The sequence below is a fragment of the Pseudorhodoplanes sp. genome (genome assembly GCF_059499825.1).
Map to the genome: position 1 here is coordinate 477,108 of NZ_JCABZI010000002.1, position 19,578 is coordinate 496,685.

21 protein-coding genes are annotated in these 19,578 nt (G+C 63.6%); 7 read left to right on the forward strand and 14 right to left on the reverse strand.

The window, feature by feature from the left end; all coding sequences use genetic code 11:
- Positions 1-30 precede the first annotated feature (30 nt).
- Both AC5I5I_RS05740 and AC5I5I_RS05745 read right to left on the reverse strand, forming a co-directional pair.
- The gene (locus AC5I5I_RS05740) at positions 31-504 is read right to left on the reverse strand and encodes a hypothetical protein (protein ID WP_495970777.1); all 474 of its coding nucleotides are present in this window, start codon (positions 502-504) and stop codon (positions 31-33) included.
- A gap of 198 nt (positions 505-702) precedes the next feature.
- On the reverse strand, positions 703-1,191 hold the full coding sequence (locus AC5I5I_RS05745; RefSeq protein WP_495970779.1) for a YaiI/YqxD family protein: 489 nt from the start codon (positions 1,189-1,191) through the stop codon (positions 703-705).
- Between the two features lie 27 nt (positions 1,192-1,218).
- On the opposite strand from AC5I5I_RS05745, the gene AC5I5I_RS05750 reads away from it, so the two are divergent.
- The 3 genes from AC5I5I_RS05750 (at position 1,219) to AC5I5I_RS05760 (ending at position 4,056) form a co-directional block, all read left to right on the forward strand.
- Positions 1,219-1,860, forward strand: coding sequence for a peptidoglycan recognition protein family protein (locus AC5I5I_RS05750; RefSeq protein WP_495970780.1), 642 nt, complete (start codon positions 1,219-1,221; stop codon positions 1,858-1,860).
- A gap of 111 nt (positions 1,861-1,971) precedes the next feature.
- Positions 1,972-3,039: an aromatic ring-hydroxylating dioxygenase subunit alpha gene (locus AC5I5I_RS05755; RefSeq protein WP_495970782.1), complete on the forward strand. Its 1,068-nt coding sequence runs from the start codon at positions 1,972-1,974 to the stop codon at positions 3,037-3,039.
- A gap of 12 nt (positions 3,040-3,051) precedes the next feature.
- Complete coding sequence (locus AC5I5I_RS05760) at positions 3,052-4,056, forward strand: PDR/VanB family oxidoreductase (RefSeq protein ID WP_495970784.1); 1,005 nt, start codon at positions 3,052-3,054, stop codon at positions 4,054-4,056.
- 15 nt (positions 4,057-4,071) lie between these two features.
- On the opposite strand, the gene AC5I5I_RS05765 is transcribed toward AC5I5I_RS05760, so the two are convergent.
- From AC5I5I_RS05765 to AC5I5I_RS05775, 3 genes are read right to left on the reverse strand one after another with little or no spacing between them, the layout of a single operon-like run.
- On the reverse strand, positions 4,072-4,362 hold the full coding sequence (locus AC5I5I_RS05765) for a type II toxin-antitoxin system RelE/ParE family toxin (protein WP_495970786.1): 291 nt from the start codon (positions 4,360-4,362) through the stop codon (positions 4,072-4,074).
- A complete protein-coding gene (locus AC5I5I_RS05770) occupies positions 4,362-4,580 on the reverse strand; it encodes a hypothetical protein (protein ID WP_495970788.1) in 219 nt (72 codons plus the stop codon). Before AC5I5I_RS05770 ends, AC5I5I_RS05765 begins: the two co-directional genes overlap by 1 nt.
- A 31-nt stretch (positions 4,581-4,611) precedes the next feature.
- The gene (locus tag AC5I5I_RS05775; protein ID WP_495970790.1) at positions 4,612-5,784 is read right to left on the reverse strand and encodes a vWA domain-containing protein; all 1,173 of its coding nucleotides are present in this window, start codon (positions 5,782-5,784) and stop codon (positions 4,612-4,614) included.
- Between the two features lie 155 nt (positions 5,785-5,939).
- Between AC5I5I_RS05775 and AC5I5I_RS05780 the strand changes: the two genes are divergently transcribed.
- Positions 5,940-7,190: a tetratricopeptide repeat protein gene (locus AC5I5I_RS05780; protein ID WP_495970792.1), complete on the forward strand. Its 1,251-nt coding sequence runs from the start codon at positions 5,940-5,942 to the stop codon at positions 7,188-7,190.
- A gap of 359 nt (positions 7,191-7,549) precedes the next feature.
- On the forward strand, positions 7,550-8,185 hold the full coding sequence (locus AC5I5I_RS05785; protein WP_495970794.1) for a PilZ domain-containing protein: 636 nt from the start codon (positions 7,550-7,552) through the stop codon (positions 8,183-8,185).
- Here AC5I5I_RS05785 and AC5I5I_RS05790 read toward each other — a convergent pair.
- Together AC5I5I_RS05790 and AC5I5I_RS05795 are read right to left on the reverse strand one after the other, a co-directional pair.
- Complete coding sequence (locus tag AC5I5I_RS05790; protein ID WP_495970796.1) at positions 8,133-9,251, reverse strand: glycosyltransferase family 4 protein; 1,119 nt, start codon at positions 9,249-9,251, stop codon at positions 8,133-8,135. The genes AC5I5I_RS05785 and AC5I5I_RS05790 overlap by 53 nt on opposite strands.
- Entirely contained in the window at positions 9,251-10,114 is an 864-nt protein-coding gene (locus tag AC5I5I_RS05795; protein ID WP_495970798.1) for a UDP-2,3-diacylglucosamine diphosphatase, read from the reverse strand. The genes AC5I5I_RS05790 and AC5I5I_RS05795 overlap by 1 nt, the downstream gene beginning before the upstream one ends.
- A 145-nt stretch (positions 10,115-10,259) precedes the next feature.
- Here AC5I5I_RS05795 and AC5I5I_RS05800 point away from each other — a divergent pair, with 145 nt between their 5' ends.
- Together AC5I5I_RS05800 and AC5I5I_RS05805 are read left to right on the forward strand one after the other, a co-directional pair.
- Positions 10,260-11,306 (forward strand): putative bifunctional lysylphosphatidylglycerol flippase/synthetase, encoded by a 1,047-nt coding sequence (locus AC5I5I_RS05800; RefSeq protein ID WP_495970800.1) that lies wholly within the window; start codon positions 10,260-10,262, stop codon positions 11,304-11,306.
- Positions 11,307-11,368: 62 nt separating this feature from the next.
- Positions 11,369-13,363, forward strand: coding sequence for an SGNH/GDSL hydrolase family protein (locus AC5I5I_RS05805; protein ID WP_495970802.1), 1,995 nt, complete (start codon positions 11,369-11,371; stop codon positions 13,361-13,363).
- A 70-nt stretch (positions 13,364-13,433) separates the two neighbouring features.
- Here AC5I5I_RS05805 and AC5I5I_RS05810 read toward each other — a convergent pair whose 3' ends face one another.
- The 7 genes from AC5I5I_RS05810 to AC5I5I_RS05840 form a co-directional block, all read right to left on the reverse strand.
- Positions 13,434-16,088 carry a choice-of-anchor D domain-containing protein gene (locus AC5I5I_RS05810; protein ID WP_495970804.1) on the reverse strand — a complete coding sequence of 885 codons (2,655 nt, stop codon included), beginning with the start codon at positions 16,086-16,088 and terminating at the stop codon, positions 13,434-13,436.
- Between the two features lie 173 nt (positions 16,089-16,261).
- Positions 16,262-16,453 carry a hypothetical protein gene (locus AC5I5I_RS05815; protein WP_495970806.1) on the reverse strand — a complete coding sequence of 64 codons (192 nt, stop codon included), beginning with the start codon at positions 16,451-16,453 and terminating at the stop codon, positions 16,262-16,264.
- 31 nt (positions 16,454-16,484) lie between these two features.
- Entirely contained in the window at positions 16,485-17,159 is a 675-nt protein-coding gene (locus AC5I5I_RS05820; protein ID WP_495970807.1) for a cysteine hydrolase family protein, read from the reverse strand.
- Entirely contained in the window at positions 17,156-18,193 is a 1,038-nt protein-coding gene (locus AC5I5I_RS05825) for an NAD(P)/FAD-dependent oxidoreductase (protein ID WP_495970809.1), read from the reverse strand. The genes AC5I5I_RS05820 and AC5I5I_RS05825 overlap by 4 nt, the downstream gene beginning before the upstream one ends.
- A 4-nt stretch (positions 18,194-18,197) precedes the next feature.
- A complete protein-coding gene (locus AC5I5I_RS05830; RefSeq protein WP_495970811.1) occupies positions 18,198-18,521 on the reverse strand; it encodes a 2Fe-2S iron-sulfur cluster-binding protein in 324 nt (107 codons plus the stop codon).
- Between the two features lie 125 nt (positions 18,522-18,646).
- Positions 18,647-18,967 (reverse strand): 2Fe-2S iron-sulfur cluster-binding protein, encoded by a 321-nt coding sequence (locus AC5I5I_RS05835; RefSeq protein WP_495970813.1) that lies wholly within the window; start codon positions 18,965-18,967, stop codon positions 18,647-18,649.
- 101 nt (positions 18,968-19,068) lie between these two features.
- Entirely contained in the window at positions 19,069-19,569 is a 501-nt protein-coding gene (locus AC5I5I_RS05840) for a hypothetical protein (RefSeq protein ID WP_495970815.1), read from the reverse strand.
- Between the last annotated feature and the right edge of the window lie 9 nt (positions 19,570-19,578).

Genomic DNA, 19,578 nt, shown 5'->3' on the forward strand with positions numbered 1-19,578 from the left:
GGCTTTTGGTCGAAAGATTTTCGCGCGCGATTAGCGCCGGGCGACGCGACGCTTCGGCTTGTCCCAGCCGTAATGATCGAACGCCGCATTCATCCACCATCCGCCGAGAACTGGAACTACGCAGTTGGCGGTGGAGACGAACACTTCGCGCTGAGTCAGTTCACGTTGCGTCACGATGGTGCCGACGATCGGCGACACCGCGGCGCAGGCGAAGCTGGTCGCAGCATAGGCGCCAAAGCCGCTGTGAATGCCGTGAGCCACGTTCTTATGGCCTGACTTGATCGCGAAATACGCAGCCGTCGAGCCCGCGCCAACCACCAGGTTCGAATCGGCAAGTCTCGGATCCCGGACCGTCCACGGCATCGTCGCCCACCAGCTGCCGAAGCCGTAGACCGGCTTGGCCGTGACAACGACCTTCGGGCGCTTCTGCTGCGCATGCGCGGTACCGCCGGTCATCAAAAACCCGGCAGCCAGTGCCGCCAGCACAAATCCGATTTTTCGCATTGAACACCCCCAAGGACCGCCGGCTTTTTGGGATGTCGCCGGTCAGCCGAATCCAAGCCGGCGGCGATTCCACCAGCAGATTCGCATCATGACGGCAGACCCAAGCCAGAGTCGAGGCGGACGGACGGGATTTTCCCAGGTGTTGCATTGGAAGCACGCGCCGGAACCCCGTATGTCAGGCAAACTTGTGCAACGCACTCATGCCGCAACGAAGCCAGCCCGTTTGAGACGCACGATGGCGAGATCCAGCGCAGCCAGGAACGCGGAGCGATCCTTAGACGAGAACGGAGGCGGCCCTCGGGTGACACCACCCGCCGAGCGCAAATCGTCCATCAGATTGCGGGTCGCCAGCGCCATCCCGATCGCATCCTCGGTGAAAACGCGTCCATTGGGCGCAATCGTCACCGCGCCCGCCTTCACGCTGCGGCTGGCGAGCGGGATGTCCGCCGTGACGACGATCGCGCCCGGCCGCGCCCGCTCGGCGATCCAGTGATCGGCCTCGTCCATTCCCCCGGGGACGACGACGCGCTCGATCGACGCCTCCCGCGGCACCGCGATCGGGGCATTGGCGACCACGAACACCTTCAGTCCGTGCCGCTCCGCCACCCGATAGATTTCCGGCTTGACCGGGCAGGCATCGGCGTCGACGAAGATGACGATGGGACCCTGCTCCGTCGGCGCTATCATCGGTTCCAAATCCTGTCGGGCTGCGCCATGCGCGTGATTGTTGCTGCCGTTTTATCGGCCCTGCTGCTGCACGGCGTAAAGCCCGCACAGGCCGACGACCTGTGCGCTCTCGCCGCAAGCTCCGGTACGCCCCAGATCGCCGGTCTGACCATTGTCTATCTGGCGCCGCTTGGAGACCCGGCGCAGGCGCGGCACTGGAAGCACATTATCGTCCACCAGATGGAAGGGCCGCCCGGCGCCGCGAAAACCGCAGCGTTTGCCCAGGCCAAACATCCTGCCAAGCGCGGCACCACGCTGTGGATCGAGACCGATGGCGTTATCTACTGGTCGGTGCCGGAGACTGCCATTCCGACCCATGGCGACGGCGCCAACCGCAAGGACAACCGATTCATCCCGAATCTCACGACCTATCGACGCGTGGTGAAGGACAACAGCTTCGGCATCGAATTTTCCGGCAACTTTCCCGATATCCGCAAGCCCGCGACACAAGCGCAGCATGACGCGCTGATGAAACTCCTGCCGTTCCTGCAGCAGCGCTACAACATCGCGCCCGAGCATATCTACGCGCATAACTGGATCGACCATAAGGACGCCCGTTATTGCGAGGGTTGCGAACTCGCGGAGGCCGCGCGCCGATTGAATTTCAGGCCGCGTCAGGATTGCCGCTGAGGCCGTTGGCACAGCCGGCCTCACATTGTTACAATTCGACCTCACGAGCCGCCGCATTCAGACGGGGCCGTCAACAATGAGCCGGTCGAAAACAGGCTTGAGGTGAGGAACATGCAGACGCCGCAACCCACTCGCTCGTTCCCGTATAACGCCTGGTACGTCGCGGCATGGGATTACGAGGTCAAGCGCGCGCTGATCCCGCGCACGATCTGCGGCAAGAAGGTCGTGATGTACCGCACCGCGGCGGGCCAGATCGCAGCGCTGGAAGATGCCTGCTGGCACCGCCTGGTGCCGCTCTCCAGGGGCTGGCTGGAGGGTGACGATGTCGTATGCGGCTATCACGGCTTGAAGTTCGACCCCAACGGGCGCTGCACCTTCATGCCCTCGCAGGAGACGATCAATCCGTCGGCCTGCGTGCGACGCTTTCCCGTGGTGGAAAAATATCGCTTCGCCTGGATCTGGATGGGCGATCCGGCGCTTGCCGATCCGGCAACGATTCCGGACATGCATTGGGTCGACGATCCCGCCTGGGCCGGCGAAGGCAAACTGACGCCGCTCGCCTGCAATTACCGGCTTGTGGTCGATAACCTGATGGACCTGACGCACGAGTCGTTCGTGCATCGCACCTCGATCGGCAATTCCGCGGTGGCCGAAGCGCCGTTCGAAGTCACTCATGGCGAGCGCACCGCGCATGTCACGCGCTGGATGCTCAACATCGATCCGCCGCCGTTCTGGGCCTTCCAACTCGGCGCTACAGGCCCGGTGAAGGTCGATCGCTGGCAATACATCAATTTCGAAGCGCCGGCCGCCGTCGTCCTCGATGTCGGCGTCGCATTGGCCGGCACCGGCGCGCCGCAGGGCGATCGCTCGAAGGGCGTCAATCTGCGCGTCTGCCATTTCATCACCCCGGAGACCGAAGGCCGCAGCCATTTCTTCTGGGTGGTGCGGCGCAATTTCAAGCTGACCGACCAGCGCCTGACCACCGAAACCCGCGACCGCAACGCGGCGATCATCGGCGAGGACGAAGCCATGCTGGAAGCGCAGCAACAGGCGATGGAGGATAATCCGGACGCGGTGTTCTACAATCTCAACATCGACGGCGGCGCAATGTGGGCGCGCCGCATTCAGGAGCGCATGATCCGGAACGAAACGCCCGCCGCGCTCCGCGCAGCCGAATAAAAGGCGACAATCATGCGTGTCGTCGAGACCTGGACCACCGCGCGTGTGCGTAGCGTACGGGACATCACCCCGACCATTCGCCTGTTCGAACTGGTGCCGGCGCACGGCACGCCCGCGCAGATTCCGCTCGGCGGCCACCTCAATGTCACCGTGATGATCGGCGAGCGCGCCGATACGCGCTCCTACTCGCTGATCGGTCCGGCCATGCCGGACGCCTATCGCATCGCGGTCAAGCGCAGTCCCGAGAGCCGCGGCGGCTCGGCCTATATGTGGTCTCTGGCGGAAGGCGCGCAGCTGACGATCTCCAGCCCGCGTAGTCATTTCGATATCGACTTCGGCCGCCCGGATTATCTCGTGATCGCGGGCGGCATCGGCATAACCCCGCTGGTCGGCATGGTGCATGCGCTGGCGGATCAGGCTGTGCGCAGCGGCGCGTCGTTGCGGATGGCCTATTGTGCGCGCAGCAAGGATGAGCTGGCATTTGCCGACGACTTGCAAGCGCTCCTCGGCGACCGTCTGCAGACATTCATCTCAAGCGAGGGGCAGCGGCTCGATCTTCGTTCGGCATTGTCGGCGCTCGCGCCCGGCGGCATCGCCGCGGTCTGCGGTCCCCTGCCCCTGCTTGATGACGCCCGGCGCATCTGGCGCGAACTCGGCAGGCCTCATGCGGACTTGCGCTTCGAGACCTTCGGCTCCAGCGGCACGCTTGCCGCCGAGCCGTTTCGCCTGCGGATCGCAGATAGCGGCCGCGAGATCGTGGTGCCGGAAACACAATCCATCCTGGATGCCTTGGAAGACGCCGGCATCGGCGTGATTTCCGATTGCCGGCGCGGGGAATGCGGCGTCTGCGCGCTCAACATCGTGGCGGTCGAGGGCACGGTGGATCACCGCGACGTGTTCTTCAGCGATTACCAGAAGGCGGAGAACAAAAAGCTTTGCGCATGCGTGTCGCGGGCGATCGGGACCATCACCATCGATCCGCTGGTCAGGCCGGACCCGGTAAGGCGGTTGGGGTGAGTTGGTCTCGCGGTTTCAGGCTCGCTCGGGCCGCTCGCGCGCCCCGTGGAATATGCCGATAACGACAAGCTCTTCTCGGCCCGGATCGACCCGATACACGGCGATGTAAGGCAGTCGTGGGATGACCCATTCACGCGTATCCTCGACCCTCCCGTCTCGGGCCATGCGTGGGAAGTCCGCGAGCCGTTCAACGCTTGCGACAATACGGTCAACGACCGACCGGGCGGCATGCGGGTTTTCAGAGGATATGAAGCGATAGATGTCTTCCAAATCTTCGACGGCCCTATCGTCGAAGACAACCCTCATCAGCCGAGGCGTGCCAAACGGTCCCTGACCTCTTGAACGCTCAAAAGCCGGGGCGCGGGATCGGACAGACGGCGGCGCACCTCGGCAACCTGTTCGTCGTTCAATTGCAGCGAGCGCGCATCATCCAGATAGTCAAGCAACGCGGCGCCGGCCGCGTCCTGTTGGTCCGCGGGCAATGTCAGCGCCCTCTCGAAGGCCTTCTTCAGAAGATCACCCATTTCTTCACGATATCCCTTTCCGCCTGGCCTGTCACCGCACCAGCTCCCGCATCGCGCGATCGAGCCCTTCCAGCGTCAGCGGATACATCCGCCCGCCCATCAGTTGCCTCATCATGCGGATCGACTGGGTGTAGTCCCATTCCGCTTCCGGCACCGGGTTGAGCCACACCGCGGCCGGATAGGTCCGCGTGATCCGGTCCATCCACACCTGCCCCGGCTCCTCGTTCATGTGCTCGACCGAGCCGCCCGGCATCGCGATCTCGTATGGCGACATCGACGCGTCGCCGACGAAGATGACCTTGTAGTCGTGTGGATATTTATGCATCACGTCGAAGGTCGGCGTGGTCTCCTGATAGCGCCGCCGGTTTTCCTTCCACACCCGCTCGTACAGGCAATTGTGGAAGTAGAAATGCTCCATGTGCTTGAATTCCGCACGCGCGGCCGAGAACAATTCCTCGGTCGCCTTGATGTGCCAGTCCATCGAGCCGCCGACGTCGAAGAACAAGAGCACCTTCACCGCATTGTGCCGCTCCGGGCGCATGTGGATGTCGAGATAGCCCTTGTGCGCGGTGCCCTTGATGGTGCCGTCGAGATCGAGTTCGTCAGGCGCGCCGGTGCGGGCGAATTTGCGCAGGCGCCGCAGCGCCACCTTGATGTTGCGGGTGCCGATCTCGACCTCGTCGTCGAAATCCTTGAACTCCCGCTTGTCCCACACCTTCACGGCGCGGCGGTGCTTGCTTTCGCCGCCGATGCGAATGCCTTCCGGGTTGTAGCCGGAATTGCCGAACGGCGAGGTGCCCCCCGTTCCGATCCACTTCGATCCGCCCTGATGGCGGCCCTGCTGCTCCTCGAGCCTCTTCTTCAGCGTCTCGAGGAGCTTGTCGAGCCCGCCCATCGCGTCGATCTGCTTCTTCTCTTCTTCAGTTAGATATTTCTCCGCGAGGCTCTTCAGCCAGTCCTCCGGGATCTCGGCGCTTAGCGCCTCTTCCATCAGCGAGAGGCCCTTGAAGACGCTGCCGAACACGCGATCGAACTTGTCGAGATTGCGCTCGTCCTTCACCAGCACCGCGCGCGACAGATAATAGAAATCCTCGACCCTGCGCGAGGCGAGGTCGGCGTCCATCGCCTCCATCAGCGTGAGATATTCGCGCAGCGTGACCGGCAGGCCGGCAGATTTGAGTTCGGTGAAGAAGGTGATGAACATAGCCCGACAATTCGCCGGAAGTCGGCCCCGGGGTCAAGCAGGGCGTTCGCCGAGCCAAAACGCCGGTTTGAACCACTTTCGGGTCCGGATCGACCAACCTGACCGGCCGTGGCAGAATCTCGTGCCCGGTCGAGCCATTTTGTAGGAATTATGCGATGCCCGCCCGAACCCTGTTGCTGACCGTCGCTGCCTGCCTGATCGCCGCGTCTGCCCATGCCCAGACCGAAACCAACCGGCCAGCGGCCGCGCCCGCCAATCTGCCTCCCTCCTGCGGTGCATCGATCAACGCCACGCCCGACGCCCGCATCGCCGCCTGCAACACCGCAATCGAAAGCCGGCCCGACGCGTCCGCGACCGACCGGGCCGCGCTGTTTATCAGCCGCGCCGAGGCCTATGACGACAAGGGCGACGTGGACCGCGCCATCGCCGACCTCAACAAGGCGATCGAGCTCGACCCGAACAGCGTCGTGGCCTTCGAAAACCGGGGCACGCTGTTCGTCCGCTCCGGCAAGCCGGACCGTGCGATCGAGGACTATGATGAAGCGATCCGCCTCGATCCGAATTATGCGCAGGCCCATGCCGACCGTGGCGTCGCCTATTACATCAAGGGCGACTACGCGCGCGCCATCGAGAATTACAGCGAGGCGATCCGACTCGATCCGAAACACGCCGTCAGCTATTCGAACCGCGCCGCCGCCTACAAGAAAGCGGGCCGCAACGATCGCGCCATCGCCGACCAGAGCGAGGCGATCAAGCTCGAGCCGGACCGCGCGGAATTCTACGACAACCGGGGCCTCAGCTACGCACATAATCGCGATTACGATCTCGCCATCGCGGACTACGACAAGGCCATCAGCCTGAAAAAGGAAGCCAAATTCTACACCAACCGCGGCGACGCCTATCAATTCAAAGGTAACCTGGACCGGGCGATCGCCGACTATGGCGACGCCATCACACTCGATCCGACATTCGCTCTCGCCTGGAATAATCGCGGGGCGGCCTACAAGCGCAAAGGCGATCTCGAAGCCGCATTGTCGAGTTACGAACAGGCCCTCAAGCTCAACCCGCGCATGACGACGGCGGCCGAGAACCGCACCGCAATCCGCAATCAGATCGCGCAGCGCGATGCCGAAGCCGCTCCAAAGACGCCGACTTTCGATTGTCGGAGCGCCAGGCGCGCGGTTGAAAAAGCCATCTGCTCCGACCCGACGCTGCGAAGGCTGGATTGGGAGGTCGACCAGGCCTATCGCTCGGCGCTGCTTCGGGCCGACTCGAAAAGCGCAGCGGCTATCCGGCGCACGCAGCGGACCTTCATCAGCCGCCGCGACAAAAGCTTCGGCAGACCCAACTACGATTTCAAAGCCGATCTGGAACGGCAGATCGCCCTGCTCCGCGCAAGCAAATGACTGCGCGGTGACCACGAGGCAGAGTTCCACGACAACTCATCGTCATGGCTAATTCGCAGCGTCGGACGGAACCGCCGCGTCTGCGTTCAGCCGCGCTTCACGGACAAAAGGTGCGCGGCGCGTGACGCGTCGACGTGAGTGTCAGGTACGGTGTTTGCGGGATTTTTCGGACGTCGGGAACCCCGCGAGCCGCGCTTGCGCCGGCGCGATTGACTGTTCAGTCGCAGTTCCGATTCACATCGATCGCACGCACAAATGCTGTTCTGGAAATATTCTCGTTGCATTTTAAACGATATTCGCAGGCTGCTGTTCGGATTCCCGATGGCATTCAGCGGGCTCTTCAACGAGCGAGGCCGATCTTGCCGTTATCCGACATCGACCCGAACGACATCACGATTATCGAACGCAATCGCTTCGCCCGCACCAGCGCGACCATTCTCGGCCGCTATTCGCTGGCGAGCCGGCGCAATACCCGCGGAGAGCGTCGCGAGTTTTCCTGCCGGACAGTCGACATCTCCTGTTACGACCTTGCGGTCATGGTGCCGGTTTCCGGCCCGATCGGGGAGCGCGTCATCGCGAGCTTCAACGAACTCGGAAAGCTCGAGGGGCAGATCGTCCGGCTCAACGACGATGGGTTCGTCATGAGTCTGGTGCTGGCGGAAGAGCAGCGCGAACGCCTTGTGGCCAGGATTCTCTGGCTCGAAATGCGCAAGCATCTCAATCTTCCGGATGACCGTCGTCACAAGCGGTTCGTTCCGAAACACCCGCATTCCAGCGTGATGCTCGCCGACGGGCGCGTCTGCGACTGTTTCGTCATGGACATGTCGGCGTCGGGCGTCGCGGTGTCGGCCGAGATCGAGCCGAAAATCGGCGACGTTCTTGCGGTCGGCAAAGTCATCGGACGCGTGGTGCGGATTTTCCGCGAGGGCTTCGCCGTTCGCTTTATCGAGCTGCAGGATCCGGACGCGCTGGAACACCTGTTGCTTCGGCGCTGAAAGCGCCACCGAGCCGGGAGGACAGCGGCCGGGTGTGCTCGCCGGCGCTCGCGCTCCGGCGCACGATCGCCAGATTGTCGAGAAACATCCGGGCGCAGCGGTCCCAGGTCATGCGGCTGGCAAAGACGCGGCACGCGTCACGGTCGATCGCGAGCGCCCGCAAGGCAGCAGCCCGCAGGTCCTCATCCAGTACGCCGACCGGCGCTTCGCCGATCACATCGAGCGGACCCGGTACGGGATAGGCCGCAACCGGCACACCGCAGGACAGCGCCTCCAACATCACCAGTCCGAAAGTGTCGGTGCGGCTGGGGAACACGAACACATCGGCGGCCGAGTAGATTGCAGCGAGTTCGTCGCGGTGCCGCTCGCCGAGAAACACCGCGTCTGGAAAACGCTGCATCAGCTCGGGCCGCATCGGGCCATCGCCGACGACGACCTTGGTCCCCGGCAGATCGAGCGACAGGAACGCCTCGATATTCTTCTCGACCGCGACCCGGCAGACGGTCAGGAAAATCGGACGCGGGAGATCGGGCGGCAAAAGATCGAGCGCCGGCTCGCGCGGCGCGAACACCTCGCCGTCGACTCCGCGCGGCCATAGCACCGGATTGCCGAAACCCCGCCCCGACAATTCCGAGATCAGCGACCGTGTCGACACCATCACGCGCTCGGCATGGCCATGGAAGCGCCGCAGCCAGCGCCAGACCAGCGCTTCCGGGATCGGCGCACGGGCCGCCACATATTCCGGCAGCCGGGTATGGAAACTGGTGGTGAAGGCGATGCCGCGCCGGATGCAATAGCGGCGCACCGCATGACCGATCGTCCCTTCGGTCGCGATATGGATTGCGTCCGGCTTCAGCGCGTCGATCCGCTTCGCAACCGTCCATGGCGCCGGCAGCGCACAGCGGATATCCGCATAGGTCGGCAGCGGAAAGGTCCGAAAGCCTTCATGCGTCAGGAACGATATCTCGGCGCCATGACGCGGCGCGGTCGCCGCCAGCGTTGACAGCGTGCGCACCACCCCGTTGACTTGAGGGTGCCACGCGTCGGTTGCGACGAGAACGCGCATCATGCCTCCTGCAGGCTGCCCACACGCGACCTCGCCTGTGGTACATTCGTTGTGGCGGGCCAGGTTCTGATTTCGAAGGCTCCGTCCAGTCGCTCGACTGCCGCGGTGCAGCTTTCCAGCCAGTCGCCGCAATTGATGTAGCGGACGCCCAGCCGGTCATGCATCGCAGGATGATGGACATGGCCGCAGATCACACCGTCAGCGCTATGGTCTGCGGCAAGTGCCGCAATCTCGCGCTCGAACCGGCCCAGATAATCGATCCCTTCCTTGACGCGCCGCCGCGCCCATTGTGACAGCGACCAGCCGGGCAACCCGACCGCCATGCGCGCGCGATTCCAGCGGTCGCTGAGTGCGAACAGCGCGGCGTTCAACCCTCCGCCGATCGCGGCAATGCGGTGCGGCACCTGCGCCGCGCGATCGAGGTGATCGCCATGGGTCACAACATAGCGCCGGCCATCGGCCGCGACATGGATGGCGGTCTCCGCCACTACGATGCCGGCGAAATGCTTGCCGGGATAGTCGCGCAGGAACGCGTCGTGGTTGCCGGGGAGATAGACGATCCGCGTCCCCCTCACCGCGGCGGCGAACAATTCGCCGATCACATCGCTATGGGCCTGCGGCCAATGCCAGCGCGCCCGCAGCCGCCAGCCATCCACGATGTCGCCGACAAGATAGATGGTATCGGCCTCATGATGGCGCAGGAAGTCGAGTAGCTTCTCGCTCTTGCTCGCGCGGGTGCCGAGATGCACGTCCGACAGAAACAGCGCGCGCACCTTATGGCGTCGCTCGCGGCGCTGTCCGTCACCTGCCTCCTCGATCGGGAATCGCTGGTCGAATCGCATGCGGTACGATGCGCCGCGCATGTCTCAGTTTTACGACGGCGGGCCCGCGAACTTCCGGCGCCTGTTAGAAAACTGTCGCGATCCGATCCCATGGTGCGGCAACGAATCGAGTGGATGTCCGTCTGGCAATCCGCTCCTTGCGCATGGCTGCATCTGCGGACCCCGAATGCGGATATTCATCACGTCTTTTCCGGGCTTCATTCGAGACCGGGTCGGCTGGAATAAACTGGGCTTTCTCGCCAGCGTCATCGTGTTGTGCCTCGCCGGCTTCACGCTGTTTCGAATGCTGCGCGACGTACAGCCCGAGCGGGTGCTGGCATCCATCGCGGCGATGCCGGCCTCCAATATCGCGATCTCGATTGCGTTCGTGGCGGCGGCCTATTTCACCATCACCTTCTACGATTTCTTCGCTCTGCGCACGATCGGCGCGCGCCATGTGCCGTATCGGATCGCGGCGATGTCGGCCTTCACCAGCTTCTCGATCGGCCACAATCTCGGCGCCACGGTTTTCACCGGCGGGGCGATCCGCTTTCGCATCTATTCGGCATGGGGCCTCACCCTCATCGACGTCGCCAAGATCGCCTTCGTCACCGGGCTGACATTCTGGCTCGGCAATGCCTTCGTGCTGGGGCTCGGCATGGCGATCGCGCCGGACGCAGCGAGCGCGCTCGATCAACTGCCGCCCTGGGTCAATCGCGCCATCGGCCTGACCGGACTCGCCGCGATCTGCATCTATCTCCTCTGGCTCGTCGGCAGGACGCGCAAGATCGGCGTCAAGGGCGTGACCCTGACCTTGCCCTCGGCGCGCCTGACCTTCGTGCAGATCCTGATCGGGATCGCGGATCTCGGACTGGCGGCCGTCGGGATGTATGTGCTGCTCCCGGCCAGTCCGCCGGCCGAGCTCCTGCCATTTGTGGTGATTTTCGTGCTGGCGACGCTGCTCGGCTTTCTCAGCCATACGCCGGGCGCGATCGGCGTCTTCGACGCCGCGATCCTGATCGCGCTCGCGCAATATCCGAAAGAAGAGCTGCTCGCGACGTTGCTGATCTGGCGCGCGATCTACTATATCCTGCCCTTCTCCCTCGCGCTTGTGGTCATGGCCACCCGTGAATGCTGGCTTGCCACCCGACGGCGGGCCGGTCGTGGCGCATCATTGGCCGTGCCGCGGGTGGGCTGCGGCCAGCGGCAATCCGCGCAGGACGAGGCGGCCTGATCCCCTTATTTCCGCCCAAAGCTTCATGGTAGTCGAGAAGCTGGTTTTCATTGTGGATCTCCATGCGCGCCTCGATTGTTGCGGCCCTTGCCGTCCTCACGTCTTTCGCAGTGGCTCAGCCGGCAGCGGCACAGAACCGCGCACCTGCGCCATTGCAATTGAATGCGACCGGCGCCGGCCCGGGCGATGGCCCGATGCGGATCGAGTGGGAGGTGCGCAACCGCTTCCGGCTGTTCCGCAACGAGGCCGATTTTCGCCGGCATGTCGCCGCCTATCGCGGCGACGGCATTCTGTCGGCCGAGCGGCGGCTGGCGCATGCCACCGATGGCCGCGGCTGGGCGCGCGACATGGTCGACAATCTGTGCGTCGACCAGACCGGCCGGATGCCGGAATCCTGCCTGCGCGACGGCCAGAAGGAGAATTACCTCAGTCCCCACGATCACCCGATCACCGCGATGGTGGCCGGCGCGGTGCCACCGGGTGCGCTCTGCGCCTGGAGTTTCGACGATGGCGAATCCGAGCCCGGCCAGGCCACGACCCGCTGCGACGACCCGGTCCGAATCAGGGTGCGGCACGGGCTCACCACGGTTGCGACGGTCGATGTCGGATTGCCGGACGGCACCGCGCAGCGTGTGTCGGCCGACATTACGGTGAAGGACTTTCTCATCGCGGGAATGGGCGATTCCATCGCTGCGGGCGAAGGCAATCCCGATCGCGCCATCTCCCTCGACGATAGCGGGTTCTGCTTCCGCCGATTTCTGGCCGGGTCAACGAGCGAGTATTTCCGGCCCGGCCGCGCCGGCTTCAAGGGCAACAAGGCCTGCGACCCCGCCTCGTCGACCGGCAGCGGCAACACCTCCGCCGACTGGGCCAAGCTGAATGCACGCTGGTGGAGCGCGGCCTGTCACCGCTCGCTCTACGGCTATCAGCTGCGCGCGGCACTCGCGCTCGCGATCGAGAATCCGCAAGTTGCAGTGACCTTCCTGCCGCTCGCCTGTTCCGGCTCGACCATCGATGCCGGCTTTTTCGGATCGCTGCGCGCGCGCGAATGCCCGTCGACCGGCAACTGCACCAGCAACAACGTGGCGCAGATGGTCCGGCTGCGCGAAGCGATCGACCTTGCCCGCAAGACCGACAACGAGCGCAAGCTCGATGCCATCCTGCTCACGATCGGCGCCAACGACGTCTGGTTTTCCGGCCTGGTCGCCGACGTGATCACCGAATCCGCGACCGAGCGCGCGCTGTTCAAGCGCGGCGGGCTGATCGCCGATGTGTCGGATGCGCGCGGCTATCTCAAAAATCTTCCACGCGATTTTGCAAAATTGCGCGAGGCGCTGAAGCCGTATCTCGACGGCAACCTGCAGCGGACGGTGTTCGTGACCTACGGCAATCCAGCGATGGTGAATGGCGGCCAGGTCTGCGCCGGCGGCCGCGCCGGATTCGACGTGCATCCGGCGTTCAATGTGGACCCCGACAGGCTGCGCCAGACCTCCGACTTCGTGGAGAATGAGTTCCTGCCGCGTCTGCGCGCGCTGGCGACCTGCGACGGTGCCGGGGCCTGCGGCGATCAGTTCAAGGACCGCATGACCTTCGTGGATCAGCATCAGGCGGAATTCGCGCATCGCGGCTTCTGCGCGCGCTCGCCGAACGATCCGCCATTCGACCGCGCCTGCTTTCTCGACAATGGCGAAAGCTTCGAGAGCAATCCCGCACAGGCCGCCACCGATCCAATGCGCTGCAATCTGCGCGCCCGCGATTTCCGGGCCTATTCCTCGCGCGCGCGCTGGATCCGCACTGCCAATGACAGCTACTTCACGGCAATGACCTTCCCGGAGGGAATCAACACCGCCCTGCAGCCGAGCGATCTGCATGACGCCACCTGGGGCGCGACCAGCGCGGTCTATGGCGGCGCGGTGCATCCGACCGCCGAGGGACACGCGGCGATGGCGGATGCCGCGATGCCCGCTTTACGCGCGGTGCTCGGGCTTCAGACGCCGCAACAGGTGCGTGCAGAGCCGCTCGCACCGCTGCAGATTCCGCCGGGAGCGACGCGCTGAATGATCACGCTCGGCAAGTCCTGAAACCTGCGCCGTCGCCGGAGACGAGCGGCCGCAGATGCGTCGAGTCCTAGATCAGATCGAAATGGTTCAGGAACCCGGTTCCGTCGCCGTAATGGCTCGTATGCGCATGCGCGAACGACGACGAAGGGTCGGGCGACACCAGACCGTATAATTTGAAATCGAAGTGGGACGCGTCAGGATCGTTGGTTTTGATTTTGAGCGTGCCCTGCTTCACACCGGCCTTGCGGGTGTCGAGTTGCACCTGGAAGGTGTCCGTCTCGCCAGCGCCGATTGTGGCCGGCAAGCCTTCGACCAGTAGAAATCCCTTCGGCATCTTCAGCCTGGAGATCGCCAGGTCGGCCAGGCCCTCGTTCGTCACCAAAAACGTGTGCACCACCACGCCGCCCACCGATGCAGTCCCGAAGTCGGTATTGTCGGCAACGCTCGGCGTCCTGTCACCATCGGCGATCGCCACGCCGTTGCCCTCGACCTCGATGTCGGGGCGACCCAGCCTGACCGTGACGCCGCCGTCATCGTCCGGGGTCGCCACAAACGAGAATCCACCCTTCGGCCTCGGCACGTCGATCCGGGCCACCTGATCGGAGCCCTCATGCACCAGCAGATGTCCATTGCGAAACGACACGGAGGTCTGGTCCGGGTCGAGATCGGTGAAGTGAAATGAATCTCCGAAATTGAAATCCGGAGCTTTGATCCGGTTGAGTTCGGCGGACGTCCCTTCGATTTCGGTGTTGCCGAACTTCGCCTTGATCACATCCCTGCCGCCGCCGGGGCGGATCAGATTGTCATGGATGCTGCCGCGGATGGTTTCCGCCGCGTCCGTGCCGGTGATGAGATACTGATGGTTGGGATCGAGCCGATAGATGGTGATGTCTTCGGGATCGGTGGAAAGCCAATAGGCGGCTTCGTGACGGCCGATATGCTGGCCATCGTTGTTGTCGTAGAATTCGATCTTTCCATCCTGCTCGTACGACAGCACGGTCGTCGAATGGCCCGAGATCCGGCCTGCTTCGGGCTTGAACCAGCCCATGCGCACGATATCGCCCGGTTGAACGAGACCGGACCAGTCCGACACCGGATTGGGAATGTCGCTCGCATAGACGATGCGCCAGAAGCCGCCTTCCAGGTTGAGGGACGGATCGAGAGACGCATTCAGCCCCGGCATCGGTGCGCCCGCGGCCGCGGCGACATTATCCGCGATCCAGTTGCACAGATTGGTGTTCGGGATCACGCCATCGCCGTACACCGTCAGGAACGCCTCGGCGGCCTTCACGATCGTTTCCGGGGTCGGCGCTGCGCCCGGCACGACGCCGGCGATCTGCATGGCCTGGATCACGACCGGGTCGACGGTCCACACATCGTAGGTGACAAACGTGGCATCCGGACCGCTCTTGTCATCCGTCAGCCGCATCTGGAAGCTGGCGGGATTATCGATCTGGTTGCCGACATGCAGCGTGACCTTGCTGATGTCCTTCACGAAGGTAGCGGTCTCGACCTTTTTTCCGCCGATATACCATTCCGGCGTCTGGTTCGGCGTATCCCAGTAACCGACATTGGTCGACGTGTTGTCGAACGGTTGCGACGGATAGAGCCAGATTCCCTTGAACGGGATTTTCGACGTGCCAAACGAGCCTTCCAAGATGCTGGCCAGCGATACGACATCGCCCGCGGATGCGATCACCGGCGCGGGCAGCGATTCCAGCAGGTAGTTCGCGCCTCCCGGATTGTATGTGACAATGGTTCCGCCCTGCCCGTCGCTCGACAGCAGGAAGTCGGCGCTGGTCATCTGCGTTTTTGTCAGCGAGAGGTTGTCGGTGACCAGCCGCATCTTCAGTTCTGCAACCGGGGTCCCGGTCGGATCGGTGCTGGCAAACAGCTTGAGTGTGCCCGGCTCGGTTCCGCTGCCCGGGACGTAAGTCAGCGATTGCGCCACGATCCCGGCCAGATCGATCCGCCCGCCGGCGGCGCCCTGATGCGGCTGTCCGGACGGCGTCGGCAATTCCGCATACGCGATGACACCGTCGAACCCGGCGATGTTCTCCATCGTGAGCAGGCCGGTGCCGTCGATGAACACCACTTGCTGGGAAGCCCCGACGCTACCCTCGACGATCAGCCGGCCGCCATTCTCGAGCAGGAATGCGCCGCTATCCGTTCCGGTAAACATCACGCCGGCGGAAATCTCGACGCTTCCCTCGATCTGGATCAGCCCCTGGTTGAAGATCGTCTGCCCCTCGAAATCGAGGAAGCTCTCCTGGCTGACGACCACCGCGGCTTTCTGGTCGGTATTCAGCAGCTTGAACACGCTCGGATTGCCGTTCGCGTCATTCTGAACGAGGATCGTCAGGCTGCCGGCAATGGCCTCGACAAAGATCTGACCGTCGAACGACGTATCGCCCTCGACGATGAAGACTGCATCGGTGGAATCGGCCAGGGCGCCGGAGACCGTGAGCGTTGCATTGATTTCCGACGTGCCCGGCGGCGGAGCGGTTCCTTCAAAGCGTGCGCCGATCGCTTTCAGGATCGTATCGTCTGCCGACAGCACGATGGCGATACCGACCAGCGGATTCGACGGCGCATCGATGATCGCAATTCCATCGGCGATGGTCGCGATGTCCCCCGTGGCCGGTACCGTGTTCGGAACCCAGTTGCCGGCGATGAACCAGTCGCCCGAAACGCCGGTCCGCCATTGGATGTTGGTAGCCATGCTGTCTCCGCAGGGAACCCGAAGCGATCTGAGTCAACAGCGGTGCAGACTATTGCGCGCCGTGGCAAACGCAACCGGAGTTATCCGGCGCGACCAAAGTCATCGCATTCGAAGCTGGTGCGGGAAAAAGTTCCAACGGCGCACGCTGACGTCCAGCGCGCGCATGGGCGTCTTCAGCTCGCCGACTTCATGAACTTTTGCGACTTCGGCTTGCGCATCTGCGGCACCGGCTGCGGGCCGCAGGCGAGCGCGTTGAGGCAAGCCGGCTGGGCGGATTTTTTGGCGGCTTTCTTTCCCTGAGCCATGACCGCCTGGGACGTAAGGGCCAGCACCGCGGCGGCGGTGATCGCTATAATCATCTTCATGAGCGCACTCCCGTGATCCAGACAATGCCGGTCATGGCCGCAACGCTAAGACCACCGCCTGCGTGTCCGCAACCCAGCCGAAAAATGTCTCCACATTATGCTCGGTTGCCGCGCGGATGAAAGAGGGACCGGCCGGCAAGGTCGCGTCGCTGACCAGAAGCGCGAAATAGTCCAGATGATAGGCCGCACGGATCGTGGACTCGACGCCGACATTGCAGGCGATGCCGCAGACGATCAGCGTCCGGATGTCGCGGCCGCGCAGATCGCTATCGAGCGAGGTGCCGGCAAAGCCGCTGTCGCGCGATTTGGCGATCACCAGATCGCCTTCGCAAGGCGCGAGCCCGTCGACAAAGTCGTAATCCCAGGTGCCGTGCGTCAGGATCTGTCCGGCTGTCTGCGGGTGCGCGCGCATGTAACGCAAGGCGTTCGACTTGTGGAAGATCGGCGCACCCGGCGGGGCTTCGTGCCGGTCCTTCGAAAACCCATTCTGCAGATGCACCACGGTGAGGCCCGCCTGTCGCGCTGCCTCGCAGAGCAATCGCACCTTCGCAATCACCGCCGGGGCATCGGCAATGCTGAACCCGATCCGCTCGAGATACCCCCCGGGCGAGCAGAAAGCATTCTGCATGTCGTTGACGACCAGCGCGGTGCGCGCCGGGACAAACTCAAGCGGCGACGGTCGGGCGATGACCGTTCGCGCGCTCACGCCACGCCGAGCTTCTTCTGCAGGCTCGTGGACGAGGTCGTGTACTGGAAGGTGAGCTTCTTGTCCGGATAGACGTAGCGGTGGATCTTCTGCGCCGCCAGCGCCCCCTCATGGAAACCGCACAGGATCAACTTCAATTTGCCGGGATAGGTGTTGATGTCGCCGATCGCGAAAATGCCGGGCTCGGATGTTTCGAACGTCTCGGTATTCACCTCGATCAGGTTATCGGACAGCTTCAATCCCCAATCGGCGACCGGTCCGAGCTTCATGGTCAGTCCGAAGAACGGCAGGATGGCGTCGCAGGCGATCTCGAAATTCGAGCCGTCGTTGCGCTTGACGATGGCCTTCTCGACCTGCCCGTCTGTCCCTTCGAGCGAAGTGACCTGGCCGAGCACGAAGTCGATCTTCCCCTCGCCCACAAGCGACATCATCTTGTTGACGCTGTCGGGCGCGGCGCGGAATTCCTGTCGCCGATGAAGCAGCGTCAGATGGCTTGCGATCGGCGCGAGATTGAGCGTCCAGTCCAGCGCGGAATCGCCGCCGCCCGCAATGAGGAGACGCTTGCCGCGGAACTGCTCCATCTGGCGCACCGCGTAATAGACCGACTTGGCTTCAAATGCTTCGACGCCGGGGATCGGCGGGCGCTTCGGCTGGAACGACCCGCCGCCGGCGGCGACGATCACCACCTTGCACTCGAAGATCTTGCCGCCATTGGTGGTGACGCGGAACGCGGGATCGCCGATCCGTTCGATGGTCTGCACCATCTCGTTGTAATGGAATTGCGGGCCGAACGGCTTGATCTGTTCAAGCAGGCCCTTGGTCAATCCGTCGCCGGTGACCAGCGGGATGCCGGGAATGTCGTAGATCGGCTTCTCGGGATAAAGCTCGGCGCATTGTCCGCCCGGCTTGTCGAGAATGTCGACCAGATGCGACTTGATATCGAGCAGGCCGAGTTCGAACACCGCGAACAGGCCGCAGGGGCCGGCGCCGATGATCAGCGCATCGGTCTTGATCACATTCGAGGTGTCCAGCATGAGTCTACCTGCCCTGATAGCTTGGCGTCCGCACCAGTATCCCGTCGAGTTCCTCGGTCATCTTGATCTGGCACGACAGCCGTGAGTTGGCCCGCACGTCGTAGGCGTTGTCGAGCTGTTCGTCCTCTTCCAGCGAGCGTTCGCCGGTCTTCTCGACCCACGCGTCATCGACATAGATATGGCAGGTCGCGCAGGTGCACGATCCGCCGCATTCGGCGACGATGCCCGACACTCCGCCGCGCATGGCGGCTTCCATGATCGTCTCGCCGAGGTCGGCCTCGACGTCGTGAACGGTGTTGTCGTGTTCGATGAAGGTGATTTTCGGCATGTATAACGGTCTGGTTGCGAGATGGTTTGTATCCAAACTGTCTGCCTGCGTCATCCCCCGGCCGAGACGGCCCGGGGTTCCGGATCAGGCTTTCCCGCGAAGTGACAATGCCCGGCGGGCCCGGATCAGGCCTGCCGCTCGGGCGTGCGCACGATCAGGCCGTCGAGCTGGTCGGAGACCTTGATCTGGCAGGAGAGACGCGAATTCGGTTTCACGTCGAAGCCGAAATCCAGCATGTCCTCTTCCATCGGCGACGGCGGCCCGACGATCTCGGTCCAGGCCTCGTCGACATAGACATGGCAGGTGGCGCAGGCACAGGCACCGCCACATTCGGCTTCGATACCGGGGATGCCGCTCTTGATGGCGTTTTCCATCACCGTCGAGCCGTTCTCGGCGTCGACAATGCGGCTTTCGCCTCCGTGATCGATAAAAGTGATTTTGGCCATCTTGGGCTTGCAGGGTCCGCGTGCGAGAGGGGAGCGGCCGACCGGCCGGCCGGCGCGATCCGGTATATAGCGGATCGGCGCGGATGCGCCAGCATCGATCTTCAGCGCGTGACCTTGCAGTCCGCCGAGGTCTGGGTGGCGCTCAGGATCGTCACCGGACCGCCGACAACGCCCTGTTTCATGCGGACCTGCTTGCCCTCCTCGCGCACGAAGGGCGCGCGGTAGGAGCAGGTCATGCCCGGACCGGAGCCCTTGAAATCGATTTCGGCCTTGAAACCGCCCGCCTCGAACGCTCGCAGCAGAACGAGCTTGTCGCCATCGATCAGCCAGAGACCGTGCCCCCCGATCGCAGGCTCGCCGGGCTTGCCGATCCGCGCCTTCATTCCAAAAGAATTGGTGCGCGGGCCGCGCGGTGTGGTGACCGTGCGATTCACCTGGCCGATGATGCGTCCCTCGTCGTCGATCTTGAACTTCATGACGTGGGTCGCCTGCGTGGAAAAATCCCCCTCGGCCCGCCGGATGCGCATATTGTAAGTCGCGCGCACCTGCAGGTTAACGCCCGTCAAGTCCTCGAGCGTGACCGCACCGGCCGGCGCCGGCATCGTCGCAAG